Raw genomic sequence first — 23,567 nt, 5'->3', positions numbered from 1 at the left:
CTTCGCAGGGTTTCCAGGGCGGCAGGGGTGGGGGTGCCGGGGGCCAGCCGATACCCCAGGCCCTTCCGGGTCTCGACGGGGTATCCGGCCTGCCGGAGTGCGGCCACTTGTTTCCACACCGCCGCCCGGCTGATGCCCAGCCGCCGGGCCAGGCTTTCGCCGCTCTGATACTGCTCGGTGAGGTGGGCCAGCAGTGGGGGCACGTCAACCAAAATACCTTTCGTGGGTTGACAAGTGCAAGGGGCAGTTACCCCCGAAGAGCCGGCGTTCGCTTCGCTTTGTAAGAAATTCCCAACCAACCTCCATCCTTCGGACGACCCGAGGCATCCCTCCGCTGTCCACCCTGCCCTGGCAGCTGGGTGAATAAGCTATAGGGGTGTGGAAGTGGCTTGGTTGGATGGTGGTGGGCCTGGCCTGGGGGTTAGCCCAGCCGCCGCAGCTTCTGGTCGGACATCGGGCCCCGGTGGGCGCAGTGGCGATGGGCCCTGGGGGGGTTCTGGCGGTTGGGGCCGATGCTTACATTCAGCTTTACCGGCCCGATGGGCGTCTGGTACGCACCCTGAGCGGGCATGCCGACACGGTGCACTCGCTGGATGTGGCGCCGGATGGAACCCTGCTAAGCGCCTCCGCCGACACCACCCTGCGGCTGTGGAACCCCAGCACCGGGGCCAGCCTGGGGGTGCTGCAAGGGCACCGCGATCAGGTCTGGTCGGCCCGCTTTAGTCCGGATGGCCAGCAGATTTTGAGCGGGAGCGCCGACGGGGAAGTGCGGCTGTGGACGCGGCAAGGACAGGTGCAGCAACTGAGCCTGGGGCGCAACTGGGTTTACGGGGTGGGGTTTTCGCCCGATGGCGCGGTACTGGCCGGGGGCGGGCTGGACGGCGTGAATTTGTGGAACCCCCGCCAGAGCAGCCGCCTCCCCCTCCTGGGGCGGCTTTCGGTGCGGGCCCTGGCCTGGGGGCCTGATGGCCGCCTGGCCACTGGAGACCGTGATGGACGAATTCAGCTCTGGGATGACCGGGGTCATTTTGTGGGGCAGTTCACGGCGCACCGGCTTGCGGTGAGCGCGCTGGTCTGGAGTGGCAGCGGACAGCTCATCAGCGGCGGCCAGGACGGGCAGATTATCTTTTGGGCGGGCGACAAGCCCCTGCGAAGCCTTCAGAGTGCCTCGGTGTTGAGCCTGGCGGTGTCCGGGAACCGGCTCCTGAGCGGGCACGACGATGGGCGGGCTAGGCTTTGGAGCCTGCAAGGGGCGCTGCTCCAGACCCTCGAGCCCCCCGCCGCCTCGGTTGCCGTGCTGGCCTACAGCCCCGATGGGAGCCTGCTGGCCAGCGGGGGCTGGGATGGCGAGGTCTGGCTCTGGAACCGCCAGGGCCAGCCCCTGCGAAGGCTCAGTGGGGCCGAGCTGGAGATTACCGCGCTGGCCTTTGCGCCGGATGGGCAGCACCTGGCGGTGGGCAGCCGCGACGGCCAGACCCGCATCTACGAGGTGAAAAGCGGGCGGCTCTTGCAGACCCTGGAAGCCCACGGGGGCGGGGTGAGCGCCCTGGCTTTTGCGCCCAATAGGCGGGCTTTGGCCAGTGGGGGCCGCGACCGACTGCTGCGGGTCTGGGACTGGCGAGCGGGACGGAAGGTGCTCGAGTTCCGCGCCCACGAGTCGCACCTGACCGGCCTGGCCTGGAGCCCCGATGGTCGCACGCTTTATAGCAGCAGCAGCGACGAGAGCCTGGCCTGGTGGACGCTTCGCCCCGAGGGGGTCCAGCTAAAGCGTCGCCTGATGGCCCATGCCAGGGGCATCTACGGCCTGGCCCAAAGCCCCGATGGGCGCATCCTGGCCACCGCCAGCCACGACCAGACCCTGAAGCTCTGGGACGCCCGGAGCGGGGCCCTCCTGCGAACCCTGCAAGGCCACACCGAGGCCGCCCAGGCCCTGGCCTTCTCGCCCGACGGCAGGCAGCTGGCCAGCGTGGGCTGGGACAAGACCCTGCGCCTGTGGAGCGTGCAGGGGCAGCTTTTGCAAACCGTTCCCGGCTTTGTCCGCCCCCTCTACGCCGTGGCCTGGGGGCGGGACGGCAGCCTGGCGGTGGGCAGTGGAACGCTCAAGCAAGCCGGCACGGTGGCTTTGTTCAGGCCGTAAGCTATGGCCCTTCCAGCCAGACCCGCCCGTAAGGCCGCACCTCGCCTGCGGGAAACGCTTGCTCCAGGAGCCCCTGCAAGAACCGGCCTGCGGCAGGTAAGAGCCCCGCACAACCCGGGTTCACGTAAACGAACACGTAGCGGGGCGGGCGCGGCGACTGGCTGAAAGCCAGCGCGCCCGCATACTCGGGAAAAGCCTCGTAAAAGATATCCAGCAGGCCCTCCAGCAAAGCCCGGGCCTCCGGCAGGGGTTCCTCGCCCCTGGGCCGCACCCAGAGGGTGACCACCTTGAGGGGGGTCATGACCGGCCTCCGTGCTGCCAGACCGGCACGTTGCGCAGCAGTTCGGCCAGCCTTTTCACCCCCTCGGCCAGGCGCGGCCCCGGACGGCCCAGGTAGGCTTCCTCGAGGGCAAACACCTGCCGCTGCCGCAGGGCGGGAACGTTGAGTTCACGGCGCAACACCACCTCCGGACGCAGCTTTTTGGCCCCGCACCAGGAGACCACAATGGCGTCGGGGCAGGCCTCCTCCACCTCGGCGGGGGTGAGGGGCTTGGAACGCATTGGCAGGTGGGCAAAGGCATTCTGGGCCCCCAGCGCCGCCAGCATCTGGGTCACCCAGCTATCCCGCCCGGCGGCAATCATGGGCTTGGGCCACCACTCCACCATCACCCGGGGGGGCCTGACCCAGTGCGGCAGGCTGCCCCGGGCCTGGGCAATCTGCTGCTGCATGGCCCGCACCACGTGCGTGCCCTGCTGCGCCAGCCCTAGCCGCCGGGCCACCCGCTCGATGTCGGCGTAGACGTCCTGCAAGGTCTGGGGGTCGAGCACCAGGTGGGGCAGACAGCGCTTTTGCAGCCCCTCCACCACCCGCTCCATCCCCGGCACGCTCAGGCTGGCCAGCACCAGGTCGGGCCTTAGGGCCTCGACTTTGTCCAAATCCACCTGCAAATCCGGCCCCACCCGGGCCAGCCTTGCCACCTGAGGGGGAAAATCGGAGTGGTCGTCCACCCCCACCAGCCAGTCGAAGCAGCCTAAGGCCCAGACAATCTCGGTGTTGGAGCAGGTCAGGCTAACCAGACGCATAGGGCTACCGGCGCTTTTTGACCAGCCACTTCTCTTCGGCGAAGCCTTCGCGGGCGTTGACCACCCGGGCCATCGTGAAGAGCAGGTCGGAGAGCCGGTTGAGGTAGCGCAGGGCCTCCGGGTTGACCGCCTCGGTGCGCATAAGCTCAACCACCCGGCGCTCGGCCCGGCGGGCGATGGTGCGGGCTAAGTGCAAAGCAGCGGCGGCGGGGTGGCCGCCGGGGTGGATGAAGCCGGTAAAGACCGGGGCTTCTTCCTGGTAACGGTCAATGAGCTGCTCGAGCCGGGCTACGTCGTCGGCGTCGAGGCGGGCCAGGTTTTTCTCGTAGGGGCCGCCCGGGCGGGTGGCGAGGTCGGCCCCTAGGTCGAAGAGGGCGTTCTGGAGGTACTCGAGGTCGGCCTGCATATCGGCGTGGGCCGGAGGCAAAGCCGCGCGGGCCAGGCCAATGGCGCTGTTGGCCTCGTCCACGGTGCCGTAGGCCTCCACCCGGGGGTGGTCTTTGCCCACCCGGTCGGCCCCGTAGAGGCCGGTCTCGCCCATGTCGCCGGTTTTGGTGTAGATTTTCATACGCCCATTTAACCCCATCGGACGGCGCTCGAGTGGGTTGGGTCTGACAGACCCACATCGGGGGGCATCCGGACAGGCTGTACTATGATCCCATGCGCAGGGGAAGTGTGCTGGCCATCCTGGAAGAACGGCTGCCGGGCCTGAGGGAGCGTTATCGGATCAAGAGCCTCTACCTGTTTGGCTCCACCGCCCGCGACGAGGCCGGCCCCGAGAGCGATGTGGACTTGCTGGTGCGGTTGGAGCAGCCCACCTTCGAACACTACATCGGCCTCAAGCACGAGCTGGAAGATTTGCTGGGCACCAAGGTGGACCTGGTCAGCGCCAAAAAGGTACCCGCCGAGCTGCGCCCCCATATCGAGGCCGACGCGCTGCAACTGCTCTGAGGGGCCCGTGCGCAACCCCGAACTTCCCAACCCCCACCGGCTCAGGTGGGTGCACCTCGAGCAGATGCAACAGGCCGCCCAGCGCATCCTGGACTACACCGCCGGCATGGACTTCGCCGAGTTTGCCGCCGATGGGCGCACCCAGGACGCCGTGCGGTACAACCTGCACCAGCTCGGGCTGGTTGCGGCCTCGCTGCACAAGAGCGAGCGCGAGGAGCTGGCCGAACTGGACTGGCGCAGCATCCTGGACTTGCCCGATATCGTCAGCCGCCTGCATTTTGGCATCCAGGATGAAATTCTCTGGGACTTAATCCAGCGCACCCTGCCCTACTGGCTGGTGCTGCTGGAGGAGGCCCTCGAGTCGCCCAGATGAAGGAGGCAGGGCATCTGAAGGAACCCCCAGTTTACCCGGCTGTGCAGCTTTGCGCCTGGCCTTCTGTTCGCTGTTTCGGCGACCCCCCGGCCCAGCCCTCGATTCTTTGGCAAAGTTGGCCGGGTGTATCGCCTGTTCCGTGTAGCAGCCCATGCGAAAGGAATCCGGCCCCTTCGGTATGAACGAGCTGCGACGTAGCCTCAGAACCCTGCTGGGCCTCTTCAGCCTGACAGGGTGGGCGCTGGCCCAGACCCTCTGCATTCCCCCGGCCCCCTCGGGCACCCCCAGCCGCCCCCTCACCGGCTACAGCGCCGCTGGCCTCGAGGCCTACGACCGGGTGATGCAAAGGCTATTGGAGCGCTACCGGATTCCCGGTGCGGCCCTGGCCGTGGCCAAGGATGGGCGGCTCGTACTTTCACGGGGCTACGGGTTCGCCGATGTCCGCACCCAGGAACCGGTGCAACCCGATGCGCTCTTCCGGCTGGCCAGCCTCAGCAAGCCCATCACAGCGGCGGCGGTGCTGCACCTGGGCGAAAGCCTGGTCTTCCAGGGGGTCTACCCAGACCTGAACAGCTTTTTAAGTGAAAAAGCCTTCGACCTCCTGAAAATCCAGCCCTACGGCGGCAAGCTAACCGACCCCCGGCTCAAGAACATCACCCTGCGCGATTTGTTGCAGCACTCGGGGGGCTGGCACCGGGGCTGGGCCGGCGACCCCATGTTCCGCCCCACCCTGAGCGATGTGGCCCGGGCCCTGCACCGACCTGAGCACCTGAGCAGCCGGGAAATCGTCGGCTATATGCTGAGCCGCCGCCTCCAGTTTGCCCCCGGCAGCCGCTCGGCCTACTCCAACCTGGGCTATGCCGTGCTGGGGCTGGTGGTTGAAAAGCTGAGCGGCCAGCCCTACGAGGCCTATGTGCGGGCCATGCTGCAACCTGCGGGCATCTACAGTGTGCGGGCGGGCAAAACCCGCCTGCAAGAGCGTTTGCCCCGAGAAGTTCGCTACCACGATTTTCCGGGGGCGCCCCTGGTCAAGTCGGTGCTGGACGGCACCCTGGTCAACCGGCCTTATGGCGAGTTCTACCTCGAGGCCCACACCGCAAACGGCGGCCTGGTGGCCTCGGCCCCCGACCTGGTGCGTTTTGTGGTGGCACTGGAGGGTCTGCGCGGGCCGCCTTTGCTCTCCCGCGAAGCCCTGCACGAGATGCTGCGCCGCCCCCGGCTGGCCCAGTACCAGAAGACCCCCCGCTACTACGCCCTGGGCTGGGGGGTGCGGGTGCCGCAGCCCCAGCCTGCGGTCCCTCCCCTGGCAGGCGCTGCCGGTCAGGGCAGCAGCGAACCCCGCAACCCGGCAGTCAAACCTCCCCTGGTGCTCTCCCTGCCGCCCGAGCAGCTCGAGTGGAGCCACGACGGGGCCTTTGCCGGGAGCCGCACCCTGCTGTTGCGCCTGCCGGGCGGGGTGGTGCTGGCGGCCCTCTTCAACAGCCGCCCCTGGAACGACTGGCGCTTCATAGCGGAGCTGCGGCAGGGCCTCGAGAACGCCACCCAGGCGGTGCCGCACTGGCCCGACTACGACTGTTTTTGAGGTGGGCGGATCGCCGATAGCTGGGTTTTTGGCCCCCAGCCAGCGCTTGACCCCTGACTGTTAGACTAGCCCCATGCGTGGTTGGCTGTTCGCACTCCTGACCCTGTATACCTTCGCATTGGCCCAGACCACCCACACCGTCCAACCCGGCGAAACCCTCTACCGCATTGCCAGGCAGTACAACACCAGCGTGGAGGCTTTGCAGGTGCTCAACAACCTCAGCGACCCCACCCAGCTACGGGTGGGGCAGGTGCTGCGCGTCGGCGGGCAGCCCAGTGTGAGCGTCTACCGGCTGACCCAGGCCCCGGCCCCCATCCAGGCCCTCGAGTGGCCCCGCCAGACCGTGCAGGGGCATCTGGCCGTGCTGCGGATTACCGCCCCGGAGCCGGTGCAGGGTGAGGTGCGCTTCCTGAACGGCACCTACCCCATCCAGCAAAACCGGGTGCTGCTGCCGGTTCCCGCCCTGCAAGCCCCCGGCCTCTACCCGGCCCTCCTGCGCCTGGGCCGCGAGGAGGTGCGGCTCGAGGTGCGGGTGGTGGCCGGAAGCTTTGGGCGCTTCGTCCTGCAACTCCCCCCCGAACGCCGGGCGCTCTTGATGCCCGAAAAGCTCCGGGCCGAGCGGCTGCGGGTAATCGGTTCGTGCGACTTTGAGCGCCCCCAGCAGTGGCGCGGCCCTTTCCAGAAGCCCATTCAGACCAACCGCATTACCGACCCCTTCGGCACCCGCCGCAGTTACGATCACGGACGCACCTACTCCTACCACGAGGGCCTCGACTACGGCGTGCCGGAGGGCACCCCGGTCTATGCGCCGGCCCCCGGCGTGGTGGGCCTGGCCGAGACCCTGTTTGTGCGCGGGGGTGCGGTCACCCTCGACCACGGCCTGGGGGTGTGCAGCGGCTTCTGGCATCTTTCGCGCATCGCCGTCAGGCCCGGTCAGACGGTAAAAACCGGAGACCTGATCGGCTACTCCGGCAACACCGGCCTCTCCAACGGCCCCCATCTGCACTTTGAAATCCGCGTGCGCGGCGTGCCCACCAACCCTGCCCCCTGGTACCTGACGGTTCCTTGAGCGCGGCGTCTGGCGTCAAATATGCATTAGGGCAACAGGCCTTCCGGCCTGCGACCTGAAACTTGCGAGCTACGACGTTTTGCAACGCTGTCCCACATCAGAGGGCCTGTAGCGCAGGCCGCACCCCCTGCTCGGTTGCCAAAAAGCGCACCGGCACATCCCAGGGGTCGTGGGGCAGTTCGGGCACCAGCAATGCCTCGGCCACCAGGCCGATGGTCAGGGTGTGGGGCGGTAACTGGGCCAGGAAGCGGTCGTAAAACCCCTGCCCGTACCCCAGCCGATGGCCCCAGGGGTCGAAGGCCAGCCCCGGCACCAACACGGCATCCAGGACCGCAGGCTCTACCCTGGGGCTCTCGGGGGCGGGCTCCCAGAAGCCGTACTTGTGCTTGACCAGCCGGCAGGGCAGGGGATGTACCTCGAGCGCGTAGGTGCGGGCCCTGGGCAGGTAGTAGCAAGCAGGGTAGAGGGTTTGCAGCCCGGCGGGGTCGAGTTCACTGCCGAATGCGCTGTAGAGCAGGATGTGCCGGGCCTTTTGCGAGGCCAAAAAGCCGGCCAGGTGCTGCACAACCCGCGCGGACAAAAGCGCAGTGGGCAGCTCTTTGCGAACCCCCTTGGCCCAGCTTCTGCGTTCGGCTTTGTTCATGCCCCCAGTATTCCACGGAAGGGTTTGATGCCAGAGGGCGATACCGCCCTTCGGAAAGGGATACGCGGTCTTTGTCGAACGTGGGGTGGGCGGCTGGACCCAAAAAGGTCGGCACCTGCTTGTTTGGCGTGCGGGGTGACCCCTGAAAAGGTTATGGAGGTCATGACTAAATTTGATTGACAGTCGCATGCTTTGTTTGTCAAAATACCCGAGTGAGGGAGGTGACCCCTCGAGACAGCTTTGTCTAACAGGAGTCAGCTATGCCCAGATACGTTTACCAGAACCTCGAGACCGGCGAACACTACGAGTTCGAGCAGGGCTTCCACGACCCCGCCTACACCCACCACCCCGAGACCGGCGCTCCCATCAAGCGCGTCATCTTTGCACCCGCGGTGGTCTTCAAGGGCTCGGGCTGGTACATCAAGGATTCCAAGGCCTCCTCGGCTTCCTCGTCCTCGTCCAAGGAAGGCTCGAGCTGCGCCACCGGCACCTGCGCCGCTGCCGCCGACTGAACAACCCCAGACCTTAGCGCCGCAAGCGCTGGCTTGCGGCTATTTGCTGCTTTTGCAGGAGGCGCCCCGTCCACCATACTGGTAACGTAAGGTGAAAGGGGTGAGGTGAGTATGTTTTTACTTTTGGGCATCGTGGTGGCCATCCTGGGAATCTTCTTGCTGACGCAAGTTGGCGGGCGACGGGCCTTGGGGGTGCCGCTTTTGCTGCTGGGCCTGGCCATGGCGGCCATCTCGCAAAGCTTTGTGGTGGTGCCGGCAGGTCATGTGGGGGTGGTGTTCAACGTGTTTGGGGGGGTTCAGCCCACGCCGCTTGGCGAAGGCTTTCGCATCGTCATTCCGGGCATTCAGAGCGTGATTCTCTACGACGCCCGCCTGAAAGAGGTCACCCTGGCCAAGGGGCCCGCCCCTTCCGGGGCAACCACCCCCGGCGAGGACGCCATCAACGCCCGCAGCAAGGAGGGGCTGGACATCGGGGTAGACGTGACGGTGCAGTACCGCATCAAACGCGAGGAGGCCGCCCAGCTTCACCGCAACCTGGGGCCGGGCTACCTCGAGACCCTCATCGTCCCGCAAATCCGCAGCAAGGTGCGCGATGCGGTGGGCCTGTTCAACGCCGCCGAGCTGATCAGCACCCAGCGAACCCAGCTCGAGGCCGCCGTGACCAAGGAACTGCGCGAAGACCTGGGCAGCCAGCACGTCGAGCTGGTCTCGGTGCTCCTGCGCCGGATTGACATCCCAGCCTCGGTGGCCAAGGTCATCGAGGAAAAGCAAACCGCCGAGCAACAGGTGCAGGTCGAGGTCAACCGCCGCCAGCAGGCCGAGATTGCCGCTCAGCGGGCGGTGGTCCAGGCCAAAGGCGAGCGCGATGCTGCCATTTTGCGGGCCGAGGGCGAGGCCCAGGCCATCCGACTGCGCGGCGAGGCCCTGCGGCAAAGCCCCCAGGTGGTTCAGCTCACGGTGGCCGAAAAGCTGGCCCCCAACATCAACACCATCCTGGTACCCACCACCGGCAACTTCCTGCTCGATTTGCGAAGCCTGCAAAGCCCTGCCCAGCCCGCACGCTAGCACACTGTGCAAGGCGTGCTTCGTCTAACCTCGAGCAGGCATTATTCCGGACACCACTCTGGCCGCCTGGGCGTGGGCGGCCAGGTCTGTTGAGCGCGCGATAGGGCCCGGCCATCTGGTAGCCTGTGCGCTATGGAATGGGTGTACGCGGCCCTGGCGGGCTATCTGTTCGGCTCGCTGCCCTTTGCTTACTGGTTTGGCGTGCTGCAAAACAAAAACCTGCTGGCCGAGGGCTCGGGCAACGTGGGCGGCACCAACGCCTGGCGGGTGCTGGGCGCGGTTCCAGGGCTGATGGTCATGGCCCTGGACGTGGCCAAGGGCCTGATGGCGGTCGCACTGGGCGAATTTCTGGCGCGTGACCCCGGAGGCGGGTTGCTGGCCGGCGCTCTGGCCGTGCTGGGCCATTGCTACTCGATATGGCTGCTGGGGCGCGGCGGCAAAGGAATTGCCCCTGCCCTGGGGGCCCTGTTCGCCATCAACCCCTGGCTCCTGGCCATGGCCGGTGGCGCTTTTGGACTGGCCTACCTGCTAACCCGCAACCCCTACCGGAGCGTGGTGCTGGCGGCGCTGACCTTCCCGCTGGCCTCGAGCGCCGTGGGCGGCAGCCTCGGTTATCTGTGGTTTGGCTTTGGCCTGGCGCTGCCCATCCTGCTCAAGCACCTGGCCGAGTGGAACCGCACCCCCGGAGAGCTGCCCAAACCGCCAGGGGGTGGCTAGAGCGCTCTTCACATGTTAGGAGCCACTCGAGTTCGAGAAAGCCTGGTTCTGAACCGAACAGTGGCCGACGAAAACATGCGTCTCGGCCCAGTCGAATTCTCGTTTTCCTGGGCGGCCACGTCTGTGAAGAGCGCGATAAGTCATGCCTGGCGAAAGGAGGCCCGCCCCCTATTCGCCCCGTCCCAAGCCCACAGCATCGTACAGCGCACCAATTTCCTCGCTCAGCAGTTTGCGGGCGGCTCCTGGGGGCAAATCGCCGGGCAGGGCCAGCGGCCCAAAAGCGATGCGCTTGAGGTAGGTCACCTGGTTGCCCCGGGCGGCAAACATCCGCTTGACCTGGTGAAAGCGGCCTTCTCGAATCACCAGCTCGACCTGGCGGGGGTTGGAGCCCAGGTGCAGCTCGGCAGGCTGGAGCCGCTCGCCCTCGAGCTCGAGCGTACCCGCAGCAAACACCGCCACATCTTCGGGGGTGGCCGGGGCTGCCAGTTCAACGTAGTAGCGCTTGGCCACCTTCCAGCGCGGGTGGGTCAGGCGGTGCAGCAGTTCGCCGTCGGTGGTCAGGAGCAAAAGCCCCTCGGTGTCTTTGTCCAGGCGGCCCACCGGCATCCAGTCGCTGCGCTGCCATTCCTCGGGCAACAGGGCCGTGACGGGGATGCCGTGGGGGTCTTTGGTAGAGGTGACATAGCCTGCCGGTTTGTTGAGCATCAAATAAAAGAAAGGTTGATAGACCAGGGATTCCCCGGCCACTTCGATGCGCGACAGGCTGGGGTCGAACTTGAACGCCGCATCGGTCACGACCACGCCATCAACGGCAATCAGGCCGGCTCGAGCCAGCTTGTGAATCTCCTTGCGGGTGCCCACCCCCAGGTGTCCCAGCACTCGGTCCAGGCGTTCTTTGGCCATGCTAAATAAAAAAACCCCCGCGTTCGGGGTTGATAGAAGTAATATACAGCCTTATACGCTATGCGTCAAGGTTATGCGGCCCAGCCCGCAGCTTCCGCGATTGGGCTGCTGCTTCGGCTGCAACCTGGCTTCGGCCAGCCAAAATACGGGCCTGCCCTTTGCACCCGGCAGTTTGTGATATAAGAAGGCTCGAATGATACGCGGACGCTTTGCCTTGGTGGTGGCCCTGCCCAAAGGGCGCAACTTTGCCGATGGTTACAATGCCCTGGCCGGGGCAGGCCTGGCCCTGCCGGCCCTCGAAAACGAGCGGGCCTTGTTGCACGGCCAGGAGGGGGGGGTGGCTATTCTGGAGCTCCGCAACCACGATGTGCCCACCTACGTAGACCTGGGCATCGCCGATGTGGGCGTCGTGGGCAACGACGTGCTCCTGGAGTCGGGGCGCGACGTCTACGAGCCGGTGGATCTGGGCACCGGGGCCTGCCGCCTCTCGCTGATTCGCCACCCGGCTGCCACCGGCCCCATCCGTCGGGTGGCCACCAAGTACCCGCGCTTCACCGCCCAGGCGCTGCGCGAGCGCGGAATGGTCGCCGACATCATCGAGCTGGCCGGCAACGTCGAGCTAGCCGCCCTGACCGGGCTGGCCGATGCGGTGGTGGATGTGGTGCAGACCGGGGCCACCCTGCGGGCGGCGGGTCTGGTGGAGCTCGAGGTGCTGGCCCACTCCACCGCCCGGTTCATCGTCAACCGCCAGTCGCTCAAGCTCAAGCGCGACCTGCTGCGCCCGCTCATCGAACGCCTGCGGGCCAATGCCCATACCCTGCCCGCCTCCACCTGACAAGCATTCCTGGGCGCCTGGGGCCCGCACGCATAACAGACTTGCGCGTATCAGATTCGAGAAGCCATATGGCCAGGCCCGCTTTTCAGAAGCTTACCGAAAGCAGCTCTGCATTGGGCACGTTTTGATGGCAGCCTGACCTTGAACAGCGCAGGGGGAGGGCTGCGTTGGGCAGACCCAGCGCGTCGGTTCTCGGCCTTGCTCGATACCCCCTCCGACCTTCCCTGCACCGTAGGAAGGAGGTTTGTGGACCCTCGAGGCCTGCACGAACCAGGGTAGCCCGATGCCATGTGCCCTTCGGCTCGCCGTTGCGAGTCTATGAGCCAACACGCTTTACAAGGAACATGGCCAGCGTAGAATCAGGCCCTATGAGCTACCGCCGACTTGGAAAATCCGGCCTGTTTGTTCACCCCATCGCCCTCGGCACCATGCAGTTTGGCTGGACCGCCGACGAGCCCACGGCTTTTGCCATCATGGATGCCTTTGTGGAAGCTGGGGGCAACCTGATTGATACCGCCGATATCTACACCACCTGGGCCGCCGGCAACCCCGGTGGGGTTTCGGAGGAAATTATTGGCCGCTGGCTCAAGAGCCGGGGGCTGCGCGACCGGGTGATTGTGGCCACCAAGGTGCGCGGCGCTATGGGGCCTGGCGGCTCGGAAGGGCGCAACCATCCCCTGCAACGCGAGGGGCTGTCGCGGGCCTGGATTATGCGGGCCGTGGAGGATAGCCTGCGCCGCTTGCAGGTTGACTACATAGACCTCTACCAGGTGCACTGGGTAGACAACCAGGTGCCCATCGAAGAAACCCTCTCGGCCCTGACCGACCTGGTGCGCAAAGGCTACGTGCGCTACATCGGCTGCTCCAACTTTTCGGCCTGGCGGCTGATGCAGGCCTTGTGGGCCTCGGACAAGCACGGCCTGGAAAGCTTTGTTTCCATCCAGCCCGAGTACAGCCTGGCCATGCCCACCCGCATGAACTTCGAGCGGGAACTCGCCAGGGTATGCGAAACCTATGGCCTGGGGGTGATTCCCTACAGCCCCCTGGCCGGTGGCTTCCTGACCGGGAAGTACCGCCGCGACCAGCCCCTGCCCGAGAGCGTGCGGGCCCAGGGCATCGCCAGTGGGCGCTTTAGCGAGCAGAACTGGAACATCCTGGACAAAATTCTGGAAATCGCCCGTCAGCACGGGGTGCATCCCGCACAGGTCGCGCTGGCCTGGCTCCTCTCGCGCCCTTTCTTGACCGCGCCCATCATCGGGGCCAACAGCGTGCAACAACTGCAAGACCTGATGCCGGCGGTTCGCCTGCAACTGAGCCCGGAGGAGATCGCGGCACTGGCCGAGGTGTCGAGCTGGCCCCTCTCTCGCACCGAGCGAGAGGTTTAGGGATACAAGAGAATTTTCCCCACGCTCTGGCGGCTTTCCATCAGGACGTGGGCCCTGGGGGCCTCTTCCAGCTTGAACCGGGCCCCAATCTCCAGCCTGATTTTTCCGGTTCGTAGCAGTGCAAACACCGCTTCCACCGTGGGCCGCAGCAACTCGGGCCGGCTGCGCCGGTAGTGCCCGCTGCTGTAGCCAACGACTGCCTTGGTCTGGCGGTGCAGGGGCCGGGTGTCAAAGGTTCCAGTCTGTCCGCTGGCGTGCCCATACACCACCATCCGGCCAAAGGGGGCCAGGCACTGCATCCCCTGGTTGAAGACCTCGCCCGCTACCGAGTCCAGGATCAGGTCGGCGCCCTGTTGCTGGGTGAGGCCCATCACCTGCTCGGCAAAGCCCGTGTAGCCCCACACTTCGTCGGCCCCCAGGTTGCGTACAAAATCGGCCTTGGCAAGGCTGCCCACGGTGCCGATGACCCGCCCGGCGCCCAGGGCTTTTGCCATCTGCACGGCCAGACTGCCCACCCCCCCGGCAGCGGCATGAACCAGCACGGTCTCGCCTTGTTGCAGCCGTCCGGCCCAGGTCAGGATGTTGTAGGCCGTGACCAGCGCAGTGAGGCCCGACACGGCCTCGTCCGGAAGCTCGGGGGGCACCGGGTAGGTGAGCACCGCTTTAGCCACCACCTTTTCGGCGTAGGAGCCCCCGGCGGCAAACACCGCGACCCGCTGCCCCACCTGCAGGCCCTCCACCCCTTCCCCCAGGGCTTCCACCACGCCCACTGCATCCAGCCCAGGGATGAAGGGCGGGGGCGAGCCCGCCTCGTAGCCGCCCCGGCGGGCCTGCACATCGGCGTAGTTGAGGCTTGTGAGGGTGGTGCGCACCCGCACCTCGCCGGCTTTGGGGCTGGGGTCGGGCACCTCCTGGTAGCGCAGGTGCTCGGGGGGGCCGTTTTGTTCAACCACGATGGCTTTCATACCGCTATTTTGGCACGATACAATAGGCCCTTGTGACGCCGGAACGCCTCGCCAGAATGCGTGCAGTGCTGGACAAACGCCAGCCCGACCTGACGGTGCTGATGGAACGGGTGCACAAGCCCCACAACTTCTCGGCCATCCTGCGCTCCTGCGATGCGGTGGGGGTGCTGGAAGCCCATGCAATTCCGGCCAAGCACGGCCTTCCCGACCTCGAGGCCGCCGAGGGCCTGAGCCTGCAAGGCAAAACCTACAACGAGACCTCCGGCTCGGCGGCCAAGTGGGTGGGGCTACAGCTTCACGAAGACACCGCCTCAGCCCTGGCCCACTTGAAGGCCCAGGGGTTTCAGGTCTTGGCCGCGCATTTTTCCGAGCGGGCGCTGGACTACCGCGAGGCCGACTACACCCGTCCGACCTGCATCCTGCTGGGCACCGAGAAGTGGGGGGTCTCGCCGGAGGCCGCCGAGCTTTCGGACGGGCATATCCAGATTCCCATGATGGGCATGGTGCAGAGCCTGAACGTGTCGGTGGCGGCGGCGGTGATCCTGTTCGAGGCCCAGCGGCAGCGCTTGCAGGCGGGATTTTACAACCAGCCCCGTCTGTCCCCTGAGCGCTATGCCGAGGTGCTGGAGCACTGGACGATGCGGCAGGCTCGAGGCCTGTAATAATGTGAGGCTGGGTGCGAGCACCAATCTACCTCCATAGCTCTGCTTTCCGCCTCGCCAGGGCTTGCAAAGGTTTCAAGCAAAGATAATCCGAGGTGCGGGCTTTTGTTCACGACATGGGACTTGCGACCTGCAACCCCCAGACGCGACCTTCAATGGTTCACGGTGGCTGACTTCTAAGATGAAAAGGGCATTAAGCATTGCGCCGGCCAAATGACACGCCTTTTACACAGAATTGGTTTAGATTAAGTACATGAGGACAGCCGCCCTCGTTGTTTTTTTATGGATTTCTGCTGCCCTGGCCGGGGCAGATGGCATTTACTACGCCCTCGAGAACCGCATTGAGAAGGGCCAGATTGTCACGGTGGGCACCCCCCAGCGCATCAAGATTGCCGGGGTGGGCCAGCTCGAGGCCCTGCTGGCCAGGGCCAGCCGGCCCGCGCGGGAAGCCCGCTGGATTTTCGACGAAACCCTCAAAGACTGGGTGCTGGTGGACCAGATGGGCCATAGCTTTGCCTTAGCCGAGGCCAAGAAGCGCTACCTCGAGGCCGTCAAAAACAAGCAGGACGAGTTCTTGTTGCCGGTCGCGCACACCCTCTCGAGCCGGGGTGCACCCTACTACTACAACCTGGGCATCCGCCAGCTCTTGGCCGAGGCCACCACCTCCTTCGGGGGTTCTTCTTACGAGCGGCGCTTCAACATCGCCCTGGGGGCCAGCCGCCTGAACGGGGTGCAGATTGCTCCTGGCGAGACCTTCTCCTTTGCCCGGGCCATGGGCGAGGTCTCCGAGCGCACCGGCTTCAAAAAAGCCTTCGTGATCTCCGGCGAACAGACCGTGGAGGGCGTGGGCGGGGGCATGTGCCAGGTCTCCACCACCCTTTTCCGCTCGGCCTACTTCGCGGGGCTGCCCATCGTGCAGCGCCGCCCGCACAGCTACCAGGTGCGCTACTACCAGCCGACCGGCCTGGACGCGGCGGTGTTTCTGCCCTACCTCGACCTCAAGTTCAAAAACGACACCCCCGGCCACCTGCTCATCCAGAGCAGCGTGAGCGGCAGCCGCCTCACCTTCCGCGTGTTCGGCACCAAGGACCGTACGGTCAGCTGGAGCAACCCGGTGACCCTGAGCCGCACCCCGGCCCCGCCCACCCGCTTTATCGTGAGCCCGGAGCTGCCCGCCCAGCGCTTTGTGCAGGTGGACTGGGCCGCCGAGGGGGCCACGGTGAACGTCTACCGCACCATCCGCTTTACGAACGGCAAGGTGACCAAGGACACCCTCTCCAGCACCTACCGCCCCTGGGGCGCGGTCTGGCTGGTGGGCGAGGGCACCCGCCTGCGCTCGGGCCGGGTGATTACCGCCGCCACCGACGACGCGCCCGGCCACCACGGCTACCGCCTGCCCACCCAGAACGCCCTGCGCCCGGCCCGCAACCGCTAGAGCGTGTCTGAATAGGTTATCAAGGGAAAAAGGGGTAGTTTAGTGTTTGCAATGACCAACTACCCCAGCGATCTTAGCACAAAGGAATACGAGGTGTTGAAGCCCCTGCTGCCCGAACTGAAGCCTCATCCCAGACGCAAGTGGGATTGGCACCTGGTCTTGAACGCTATTTTCTACGTGCTCAGAGGAGGCTGTGCCTGGCGGTTGATGCCCGCCGACCACATGCCCTGGCAGACCGCCTACCACTACTTCAGGGTGTGGAGTCTGGATGGAACTTGGGAACGGATCAACGGGAGCCTCCGGGTGCAGGTAAGGGTGGCCTCCAGGAAACACCCCGAGCCCACCGCTGGGATCGTAGATAGCCAGAGTGCCAAGACCGGTCGTCAGGGTGGGCAATGCGGGTTTGATGGACACAAGAGGGTCAAGGGACGCAAACGTTTCATCCTCACCGACACCCTGGGGCTGGTGCTCAAAGCTAAAGTACTCAAAGCCGATACGCACGAGGGGGCTGGGGGAATCCAGCTGCTCCAAGAGGCCTTTTTGGACTTCCCCACCCTGCTCAAACTCTGGGTAGATCAGGGCTTCAGGGGTAGCTTCATTGACTGGGTAGCTGCAAACCTCCCCCTCGAGGTCGAGGTCTCCCAAGGTCTGGGCAAACCTGGGGAACCCGGCTTTGTGCCCGCTCCACGGCGCTGGGTGATTGAGCGCACCTTTGCATGGCTGACTGGCTTCCGCCGGCTCACCCGTGATTTCGAACGCTTTGCCCGCACCACTGAGGCCATCATCTACGCCTGCATGACCCGCATCATGCTCGCTCGCCTGGCTAAATTCGTGTGAGGCGGCTATTCAGACACACTCTAGCGCCGCTTGCGGCGTTTTTTCCTGGTTTTGGGCTTGTCCGGGCTTTCGTCTTTGGCGGGCTCGGCCCCCCAGGCGCCAAAGTAGATTTTCTGCACCTTCACCTTGACCGGCTTGCTGAAGCCCTTGCGTTCGTTGGGCGGGCCGACCACCCGCCTCGAGCGAGCTTTGGTGTGCGGGGCCGGGCTTTTGGGCTCGGTCGCCACCACCTTGCGCGAGCCGCTCTTGGAGGCCCCTGTGGCTGGCTTTTTGCTTGAAGCCCCTGGCCTTTTGGAACGCTTTGGGCTGGGTGGGCTCGAGGCAGGCTTGGATTCATCGTAAAACTTCTCGGTTGGCACAAGGTCAATCTGTCGGGCCGAAGGGTTGGCCCCCGCGATTTTCACTTCCATCTCGTCTCCAATGCGTATGCGGCGCTTGCTGCGAAGCCCTTCTAAGGCCAGCAGGTCTTCGTGGTAGTGGTAGTGGTCGTCCTCCAAAGCGCCCAGCCGAATCATACCCTCTACCCCGTTGCTCAGGCTCACAAACACCCCAAAGCCGGTCACGCCGGAAACCGTGCCCTGGTAAACCTCGCCCCGGTGTCGCTCAGCCCACAGGCACTGGTAGTACTTGGTCAGCTCTCGCTCGGCATTTTCGGCGGCCCGCTCTCGTTCGGAGGTGTGCTCGGCAATTTTGGGAAACCGCCTGGCCCAGTCTTCCCGCTGGGCGGGCCCCGCCTTTCGGTGCAACAGCGCCCGCAAGACCCGGTGCACCACCAGGTCGGGGTAGCGGCGGATGGGGCTGGTAAAGTGCAGGTAGTGCTCCGCCGCCAGGCCGAAATGGCCCAGGTTCTCGGCTGCGTAGCGGGCCAGGCGCAACGAGCGCAGCAAGAGGGTCGAAACCACCGGGGCCTCGGGCCGGCCCTCGGCTTTCCTGAGGATGCTTTGCAGGGCTTTGGGACTCAGCTCGCCCCCCGGCAGGCTGTAGCCCAGCTTGCCCAGCGCCGCTACCAGCTTGTTGTAGGCCTCTTCGCTGGGGTCTTCGTGGACGCGAAACAGCGCGGGAATCTGCCGTTCGGCGAGGTGCCGGGCTACCGTGCGGTTGGCCAGGAGCATCAGCTCTTCAATCAAGCTGCGGGCCCTGGGCTCTTGCTGGGGGATCAGATGCAGGCTGCCGTCCTCGCCCACCTCGACCTTGACCTCGGTGAAGTGAAAATCAAGTGCACCCTGTTCCAGGCGGCGTTCTTTGAGGGTGTGGGTCAGCTTGAGCAGGTGGGCCAGGTCAGCTTTGAGGGCCTCGCTCCAGTCGGGTGGAGTGGGGCTTGGGGTGCTTTTGGGGTCTTCCAGCGAGGCCGCGAAAGCCTCCACCTCGGGGTAGGTCAGGCGGGCCACGCTCCGGATGACGCCCTCGGCAAAGCGGTAGTCTTTGACCTTGCCTTTGGGGGTCAGTTCCAAAAGTACCGAGAGCACCAGCCGGTCTTCGTAGGGTTTGAGTGAACAGATGCCGTTGGAAAGTGGCTCAGGCAGCATGGGCAACACCCGGCCCGGCAGGTAGACGCTGGTCGCCCGGGCGTAGGCCTCGTGGTCGAGGGGGGAAAACTCCCGCACATAGTGGGAGACATCGGCAATGTGGATGCCGACCCGGTAGTGGCCGTTGGGCAGAAGTTCTAGGTGAATGGCGTCGTCGAAATCCTTGGCGTCGGGGCCGTCTATGGTAAAAACCCTGAGCGAGCGAAAGTCCTCGCGCCGGGCCAGCTCCCGCTCGTCCAGATGCGCCACCCGCTCGGCTTCGGCCAGGGCTTCGGGCGAGAATACGCTGGGTAGCTCGTATTTGGCGATGATGGCCTCGGTCTCGACCTCGGGGCTATCGCCCTGGCCCAGATAAGCCGAGACCTCGCCAAAAGGCTCCGCGCCCTTGCCCTCGGGAAAAACCACCTTTGCGGCCAGCCTGGCCCCCCCCTCGAGGCCCTCTAGCCCCTCGGGGCGCAGCTTGAGGGCGGGCAGCCGGGCATCGTCGGGCTTGAGCCAGGCAAAGCCCTGTTTGAAATAAAGCCGGCCTACCACCTGGCGGTTGGCCCGCTCGAGCACCTCCACCACCACCCCCCAGGGCTTGCCATCCCGGCCCGGCGGACGCGGCTCGGCCCGCACCCGGTCGCCATGCCAGGCTCCCTGCAGGTGGCCCTTGGGAATGTACAGGTCGGGCAGGTCCGGACTGCTAGGAACGACAAACGCGAAGCCCGCCGGGTGGGCTTGCAGCCGACCTTCCAGACCCTTGCGGGCCTGGGCCTCGGGCAGCGCATAGAGCTTGCGGCGGGGCTCGAGCACCTTGCCCTCGGCCACCAGCAAGTCCAGGGCTGCTTTGGCCTGGTCCTTGTCGAGGCCTAGGCCCCGCACCACCTCACGCAGGCTGAAACGCTTTTTGGGGTGTTTTTTGAAGTAGGCGTAAATCTGCTCTTCAAGCATAGATGGGGAAACCCCAGGCTCTACAATACCCCCTCGAAGGCCAGCTGGGTGGCTTTCAACGCTCCATCCAGTGCCTCGATGCACTGGTCTATGTGGGCTTTCTCCACAATCAGCGGGGGTTCCAAGCGAACCACCTTGGGATTGTTCAGGCCAAAAGCGGTCAGCACCCCCCGCGAAGCCAGTTCGGCCACCACCACCGCGCCGATATCGGCATCGCTGAACTCGAGGCCCACCAGCAGGCCCCGCCCCCGCACCTCCTGGATGAACTCGGGGTAGGCCTTTTGCAGCCCGGCCAGCTGGCCCAGCAGATAATCGCCCATCTGGGCCGCCCTCGAGGGGATGTCCTCGGACAGCGTGACCTCGATGGCCGCCAGGGCCGCCGCCGCAGCCAGCGGGTTGCCCCCAAAGGTGGTGGAGTGAATCAGGGGCTCGGTCTTATAAATGCCGAGAATCTCCGGGCGGCAGATGGTCGCCGAGATGGGCATCACCCCACCCCCCAGGGCCTTGGCGCTCACTAGAATGTCCGGCTCGACCTCTTCCCAGTCCACCGCCCAGAGCCGCCCGGTGCGTCCTAAGCCGGTCTGCACCTCGTCAGCAATCATCACCACGCCTTTTTCGCGGGTGATGCGCCGCACCTCGCGCAGGTACCCATCGGGTGGTACCCGGATGCCCCCTTCGCCCTGGATGGGCTCCACAATCACCGCCGCGGTGTCGGGGCCAATGGCCTCCTCGATGGCCTGGGCGTCGCCAAAGGGCACCACCGTCACCCCAGGCACCAGAGGCCTGGCCGGCAGCTGGTAGTGCTCGCGCGGCGTCACCGAAAGGGCCCCCAAGGTCTTGCCGTGGTAGCCCCCCTGGGTGGTGATGAAGCCCGGTTTGCGGGTGTAGAAGCGGGCAAATTTGAGCGCCGCCTCCACCCCTTCGGTGCCGGAGTTGCCGAAATAGACCATGGACAGCTCACCGGGGGTAATCTCGGCCAGGCGGGCCGCCAGCCGGGTGGTCGGCTCGGAAATTAGTACCCGCACCGACATGGGCATCCGCTCGAGCTGAGCCTTGACCGCTTCAATCACCCTGGGGTGCCGGTGCCCCAGCGAAAGGGTGCCATAAAGCCCCAGAAAGTCCAGGTAGCGCTTGCCTTCGGTATCCCAAACGTATACCCCCTCGGCGTGGGACTCCACTTTATCCAAACCGGTAAAGCGCAGAAGCCCTGCCAGACCGGGATTGATGTGCCGCTCGAACTGCTCAAAGATGGTCATGGTCGGCCTCGAGTTTATCATGCTGCAAGCGCCCGGGCCTTTTCTGCTTGCGCCTTGCGGGCTTCTATCGCGCTCTTCACCGACGTGGCCGCCCGCGAAAACGAGAAGGGACAAAGAGACGTGCCTCACCGAGGTGAGGCGCGCTTGTCGGCGTTCTGTCTGGGCCGAGACGCATGTGTTCGAGTTTCCAGGCGGCCACGGTTCTGTTCAGAACCGGGCTTTCTTGAACTCGAATGGCTCACAATATGTGAAGGGCGCTCTAACTGTGCGGCCAAGTTTTGCCCAGCGCGGGTAGCGCGGGGACTCCCCAAAAACCAGACCCGAGGCCAAACCCAAAACCGGGGTCAAGAGCGCCTATCCGAGCGCAACCCTCTACGCGTGTTTGAAACCATTCGACCTCGAGAGGGCTTTGTTCTGGAAAAAACCATCGCGGCCCCAAGCGCAACAAAGCCGCAAGGCCAGGTCTTGCGCCCAAGAGCGACATTCCTGGCCCGGTTTGTTCAGCTCGTCCCCACCCCGCACCGCCTGTCCCTGGGCCGGGTCATCGCCGCTGTTTTTTGGGGGCCCTAGCCGATTTCGTTTTCTTTTCGGGCTGGCTCTCTTTTTCCTCATCCAGCAAAACCACCGAACCCCCCGGCAGCCGGCCTTCGCGCAAAATGGCCTCATAGACCAGACGTTCGTCATCGGTGAGCACCGGATCGGTGCCCCGCTCCTGGATAACCAGCCGCATAGGGATGATATTCCAGGGGCCGCCGATGCGATCAGGCAAACGCCCATGCTCCTTCAAATAGGGCACCACCCCCAAGCGGGCATACACCGCCGCCGTCAGCCGCAGCTCCCGGTCGCTGATGAATCTGGACTGTTCCCTGGTCTTTCCCATACATCACCAGGGTACGGCCCGGACATTTTCAGTTCGACGGAAGCAGGTGCTGTAGCAGGTGGTCTGCAATGCCGGGGGGGATTCGCACCGCTCGACCTCGCGCATCCTGGCACAGATGCCGGGTGAAACCCTCGGCCAGCAAAGTTTCGCCGCGCCAGACCCGGTACTCGTAGCGCAAGGTGCGAGAAGAAGCCTGAGAAAGCCAGGTTTCGACCTCGACCCGCTCCCCGAAGCGGGCGGGGTTGCGATAGATTAGACCAAGCTCAATGACCGCAAAGGCCAGGCCCTGGGCTTCAATCTGGGGGTAGGGCAGGCCAATCCGCTCGAGCCATTCCACCCGCGCGGCCTCGAGCCAGACCACATAGCTGCTGTGGTGCACCACCCCCATCGCATCGGTCTCAGCGTAGCGAACGGTCAGGGGCAAGCGTATGTTCATAAGTGAGCCCCAGGTATCAACTCCCTATTTTGCAGCATCCAGGCGTTCGACCAGGGCGACCAGCTCCGAGGAGACCGGCTCAATCAGTTCTGCCGGCCCTTCGACCATCACCCGCACCAGCGGCTCGGTGCCCGAGGGCCGCACATTGACCCGGCCAAGCCCGGCCAGCTGGCTTTCCGCCCGCTGAATGGCCGCGTGCAGTTCGCCGTTTTTCATCAGGCCGTGCTTGTCGCGCACCCGCACGTTTTTGAGGAGCTGGGGGTACATCGGCAGGGCCTCGTACCATTCGGCCAGGTCGCGCCCGGACTCCCGCATGGCCTTCAGGGTCAGGATGGCCGTAAGCATACCGTCGCCGGTGGGGGCGTGGTCGAGGAACAGCACATGCCCGCTCTGTTCACCCCCCAGGGATAGGGCCGCGGCCTTGAGCTTTTCGTAGACGTAGCGGTCGCCCACGGCGGTGCGGTAGAAGTTGATGCCGGCCTCGCGCAGCTTGACCTCGAGGCCCATGTTGCTCATCAGGGTGCCCACCACCCCCGGCTCCCGTCGCATCATGGCGTTCAGGTAGAGCACGTGGTCGCCGTGGAACTCACGCCCCCGCCGGTCTACCAGGATGGCCCGGTCGCCGTCGCCGTCAAAGGCCACCCCCACATCAAAACCCATCTCCACCACCTGCTGCCGCAGAAACTCCGGGTGGGTCGAGCCACAACCCTTGTTGATGTTGCGCCCATCGGGGGTGTTGAACATCACAAACACCTCGGCCCCCAGCCGCTGAAACAGGCGGTGGGCCAGGCGGAAGGTCGCACCGTTGGCAGTGTCCAGGGCCACCTTAAGCCCTTCCAGGCTGCCCCCTTTGGAAGCCAGAAAGTCCAGGTACATCCGCTCGGCCTCGCGGAAGTCGGAGACCGTGCCGATGCCATCGGTTTTGAACTCCTGGTTCAGCAGCCCTTCAATCTGGGCTTCGGCCTCGTCGGGCAGCTTGTCTCCGGCGGCGCTGAAAAACTTGATGCCGTTGTCCTGGTAAGGGTTGTGGCTGGCCGAAATCATCACCCCGGCGGTAGCCCCCAGGGCCCGGGTCAGGTAGGCCACCCCTGGGGTCGGCAGCACCCCCAGGTGCTCGACCCGCACCCCCTGCGACATCAGGCCTGCGGCCAGGGCGGCCTCGAGCATGTCGCAGGATTGTCGGGTGTCCTTGCCCAGCAAGACAACCGGTCTCCTGACCGTGCTTTTGAAAAATGCACCCGCAGCCTGGCCCAGCCGGAGCACAAACTCTGGCGTCAGCGGCGGTTCGCCCGCAACGCCCCGCACCCCATCGGTTCCAAAATACCTCCGTTCCATCTCACACAGTTTATACCCATACCGAAAGGTGTTGGGTTCGCTTGTTG

At 65.2% G+C, this 23,567-nt stretch carries 25 protein-coding genes; 13 read left to right on the top strand and 12 right to left on the bottom strand.

Annotated elements, in window-relative coordinates; genetic code table 11:
• Nucleotides 1–203, bottom strand: a 203-nt coding sequence (locus tag NZN28_RS02490) for a biotin operon repressor (RefSeq protein ID WP_295395191.1), incomplete at its 3' end; no start/stop codon positions are given.
• A 173-nt stretch (nt 204–376) separates the two neighbouring features.
• On the opposite strand from NZN28_RS02490, the gene NZN28_RS02485 reads away from it, so the two are divergent.
• On the top strand, nt 377–2,137 hold the full coding sequence (locus NZN28_RS02485) for a WD40 repeat domain-containing protein (protein WP_295395190.1): 1,761 nt from the start codon (nt 377–379) through the stop codon (nt 2,135–2,137).
• Nucleotide 2,138: 1 nt separating this feature from the next.
• Here the strand turns inward: NZN28_RS02485 and NZN28_RS02480 are convergent, their stop codons facing one another.
• Genes NZN28_RS02480 through NZN28_RS02470 form a run of 3 tightly spaced genes read right to left on the bottom strand, consistent with a single transcriptional unit; the run spans nt 2,139 to nt 3,788 of the window.
• The gene (locus NZN28_RS02480) at nt 2,139–2,438 is read right to left on the bottom strand and encodes a hypothetical protein (protein ID WP_295395189.1); all 300 of its coding nucleotides are present in this window, start codon (nt 2,436–2,438) and stop codon (nt 2,139–2,141) included.
• Nucleotides 2,435–3,220, bottom strand: coding sequence for a cobalamin-binding protein (locus tag NZN28_RS02475; RefSeq protein ID WP_295395188.1), 786 nt, complete (start codon nt 3,218–3,220; stop codon nt 2,435–2,437). The genes NZN28_RS02480 and NZN28_RS02475 overlap by 4 nt, the downstream gene beginning before the upstream one ends.
• Nucleotides 3,221–3,224: 4 nt before the next feature.
• On the bottom strand, nt 3,225–3,788 hold the full coding sequence (locus tag NZN28_RS02470; RefSeq protein WP_295395187.1) for a cob(I)yrinic acid a,c-diamide adenosyltransferase: 564 nt from the start codon (nt 3,786–3,788) through the stop codon (nt 3,225–3,227).
• Nucleotides 3,789–3,880: 92 nt separating this feature from the next.
• Here NZN28_RS02470 and NZN28_RS02465 point away from each other — a divergent pair, with 92 nt between their 5' ends.
• The 4 genes from NZN28_RS02465 (at nt 3,881) to NZN28_RS02450 (ending at nt 7,195) form a co-directional block, all read left to right on the top strand.
• Nucleotides 3,881–4,171: a nucleotidyltransferase family protein gene (locus tag NZN28_RS02465; protein ID WP_295395186.1), complete on the top strand. Its 291-nt coding sequence runs from the start codon at nt 3,881–3,883 to the stop codon at nt 4,169–4,171.
• A gap of 7 nt (nt 4,172–4,178) precedes the next feature.
• Nucleotides 4,179–4,544: a HepT-like ribonuclease domain-containing protein gene (locus NZN28_RS02460; protein WP_295395185.1), complete on the top strand. Its 366-nt coding sequence runs from the start codon at nt 4,179–4,181 to the stop codon at nt 4,542–4,544.
• Nucleotides 4,545–4,695: 151 nt separating this feature from the next.
• Nucleotides 4,696–6,126 carry a serine hydrolase gene (locus tag NZN28_RS02455; RefSeq protein ID WP_295395184.1) on the top strand — a complete coding sequence of 477 codons (1,431 nt, stop codon included), beginning with the start codon at nt 4,696–4,698 and terminating at the stop codon, nt 6,124–6,126.
• Nucleotides 6,127–6,199: 73 nt separating this feature from the next.
• Complete coding sequence (locus NZN28_RS02450; RefSeq protein WP_295395183.1) at nt 6,200–7,195, top strand: M23 family metallopeptidase; 996 nt, start codon at nt 6,200–6,202, stop codon at nt 7,193–7,195.
• A gap of 97 nt (nt 7,196–7,292) precedes the next feature.
• Here the strand turns inward: NZN28_RS02450 and NZN28_RS02445 are convergent, their stop codons facing one another.
• Nucleotides 7,293–7,838 carry a 5-formyltetrahydrofolate cyclo-ligase gene (locus NZN28_RS02445; protein WP_295395182.1) on the bottom strand — a complete coding sequence of 182 codons (546 nt, stop codon included), beginning with the start codon at nt 7,836–7,838 and terminating at the stop codon, nt 7,293–7,295.
• A gap of 260 nt (nt 7,839–8,098) precedes the next feature.
• Here NZN28_RS02445 and NZN28_RS02440 point away from each other — a divergent pair, with 260 nt between their 5' ends.
• The 3 genes from NZN28_RS02440 (at nt 8,099) to NZN28_RS02430 (ending at nt 10,132) form a co-directional block, all read left to right on the top strand.
• Nucleotides 8,099–8,350 carry an FmdB family transcriptional regulator gene (locus NZN28_RS02440; protein WP_295395181.1) on the top strand — a complete coding sequence of 84 codons (252 nt, stop codon included), beginning with the start codon at nt 8,099–8,101 and terminating at the stop codon, nt 8,348–8,350.
• Nucleotides 8,351–8,461: 111 nt separating this feature from the next.
• Nucleotides 8,462–9,415, top strand: a complete 954-nt coding sequence (locus NZN28_RS02435) for a prohibitin family protein (protein WP_295395180.1) — start codon at nt 8,462–8,464, stop codon at nt 9,413–9,415.
• Between the two features lie 132 nt (nt 9,416–9,547).
• Nucleotides 9,548–10,132 carry a glycerol-3-phosphate acyltransferase gene (locus NZN28_RS02430; RefSeq protein WP_295395179.1) on the top strand — a complete coding sequence of 195 codons (585 nt, stop codon included), beginning with the start codon at nt 9,548–9,550 and terminating at the stop codon, nt 10,130–10,132.
• Nucleotides 10,133–10,300: 168 nt separating this feature from the next.
• Here the strand turns inward: NZN28_RS02430 and NZN28_RS02425 are convergent, their stop codons facing one another.
• Entirely contained in the window at nt 10,301–11,035 is a 735-nt protein-coding gene (locus NZN28_RS02425; protein ID WP_295395178.1) for a pseudouridine synthase, read from the bottom strand.
• Nucleotides 11,036–11,228: 193 nt separating this feature from the next.
• Between NZN28_RS02425 and hisG the strand changes: the two genes are divergently transcribed.
• Both hisG and NZN28_RS02415 read left to right on the top strand, forming a co-directional pair.
• Nucleotides 11,229–11,870 carry an ATP phosphoribosyltransferase gene (gene hisG, locus NZN28_RS02420; protein ID WP_295395177.1) on the top strand — a complete coding sequence of 214 codons (642 nt, stop codon included), beginning with the start codon at nt 11,229–11,231 and terminating at the stop codon, nt 11,868–11,870.
• Between the two features lie 368 nt (nt 11,871–12,238).
• Complete coding sequence (locus NZN28_RS02415) at nt 12,239–13,255, top strand: aldo/keto reductase (RefSeq protein ID WP_295395176.1); 1,017 nt, start codon at nt 12,239–12,241, stop codon at nt 13,253–13,255.
• Here NZN28_RS02415 and NZN28_RS02410 read toward each other — a convergent pair.
• Nucleotides 13,252–14,220 carry a quinone oxidoreductase gene (locus NZN28_RS02410; RefSeq protein ID WP_295395175.1) on the bottom strand — a complete coding sequence of 323 codons (969 nt, stop codon included), beginning with the start codon at nt 14,218–14,220 and terminating at the stop codon, nt 13,252–13,254. The two genes, NZN28_RS02415 and NZN28_RS02410, sit on opposite strands and share 4 nt — an antisense overlap.
• A 32-nt stretch (nt 14,221–14,252) precedes the next feature.
• Here NZN28_RS02410 and trmH point away from each other — a divergent pair, with 32 nt between their 5' ends.
• The 3 genes from trmH to NZN28_RS02395 all read left to right on the top strand — a co-directional run bounded on the left by trmH (nt 14,253) and on the right by NZN28_RS02395 (nt 17,154).
• Nucleotides 14,253–14,882 (top strand): tRNA (guanosine(18)-2'-O)-methyltransferase TrmH, encoded by a 630-nt coding sequence (gene trmH / locus NZN28_RS02405; protein WP_295395174.1) that lies wholly within the window; start codon nt 14,253–14,255, stop codon nt 14,880–14,882.
• Nucleotides 14,883–15,135: 253 nt separating this feature from the next.
• Entirely contained in the window at nt 15,136–16,317 is a 1,182-nt protein-coding gene (locus tag NZN28_RS02400; protein WP_295395173.1) for a VanW family protein, read from the top strand.
• Nucleotides 16,318–16,368: 51 nt separating this feature from the next.
• Nucleotides 16,369–17,154, top strand: coding sequence for an IS5 family transposase (locus NZN28_RS02395; RefSeq protein ID WP_295395172.1), 786 nt, complete (start codon nt 16,369–16,371; stop codon nt 17,152–17,154).
• Between the two features lie 20 nt (nt 17,155–17,174).
• On the opposite strand, the gene rnr is transcribed toward NZN28_RS02395, so the two are convergent.
• The 5 genes from rnr to glmM form a co-directional block, all read right to left on the bottom strand.
• The gene (rnr, locus tag NZN28_RS02390; RefSeq protein ID WP_295395171.1) at nt 17,175–19,613 is read right to left on the bottom strand and encodes a ribonuclease R; all 2,439 of its coding nucleotides are present in this window, start codon (nt 19,611–19,613) and stop codon (nt 17,175–17,177) included.
• Between the two features lie 20 nt (nt 19,614–19,633).
• Nucleotides 19,634–20,869, bottom strand: coding sequence for an aspartate aminotransferase family protein (locus NZN28_RS02385; RefSeq protein WP_295395170.1), 1,236 nt, complete (start codon nt 20,867–20,869; stop codon nt 19,634–19,636).
• 541 nt (nt 20,870–21,410) lie between these two features.
• Complete coding sequence (locus NZN28_RS02380; RefSeq protein WP_295395169.1) at nt 21,411–21,749, bottom strand: hypothetical protein; 339 nt, start codon at nt 21,747–21,749, stop codon at nt 21,411–21,413.
• A 28-nt stretch (nt 21,750–21,777) separates the two neighbouring features.
• Nucleotides 21,778–22,185 carry a thioesterase family protein gene (locus NZN28_RS02375; protein WP_295395168.1) on the bottom strand — a complete coding sequence of 136 codons (408 nt, stop codon included), beginning with the start codon at nt 22,183–22,185 and terminating at the stop codon, nt 21,778–21,780.
• Between the two features lie 24 nt (nt 22,186–22,209).
• Nucleotides 22,210–23,520, bottom strand: a complete 1,311-nt coding sequence (gene glmM, locus NZN28_RS02370; protein ID WP_295395167.1) for a phosphoglucosamine mutase — start codon at nt 23,518–23,520, stop codon at nt 22,210–22,212.
• Nucleotides 23,521–23,567: the final 47 nt, after the last annotated feature.

This window comes from Meiothermus sp. (assembly GCF_025056915.1).
GTDB lineage: Bacteria > Deinococcota > Deinococci > Deinococcales > Thermaceae > Meiothermus.
This window is presented reverse-complemented; position numbering and strand designations above follow the sequence as displayed.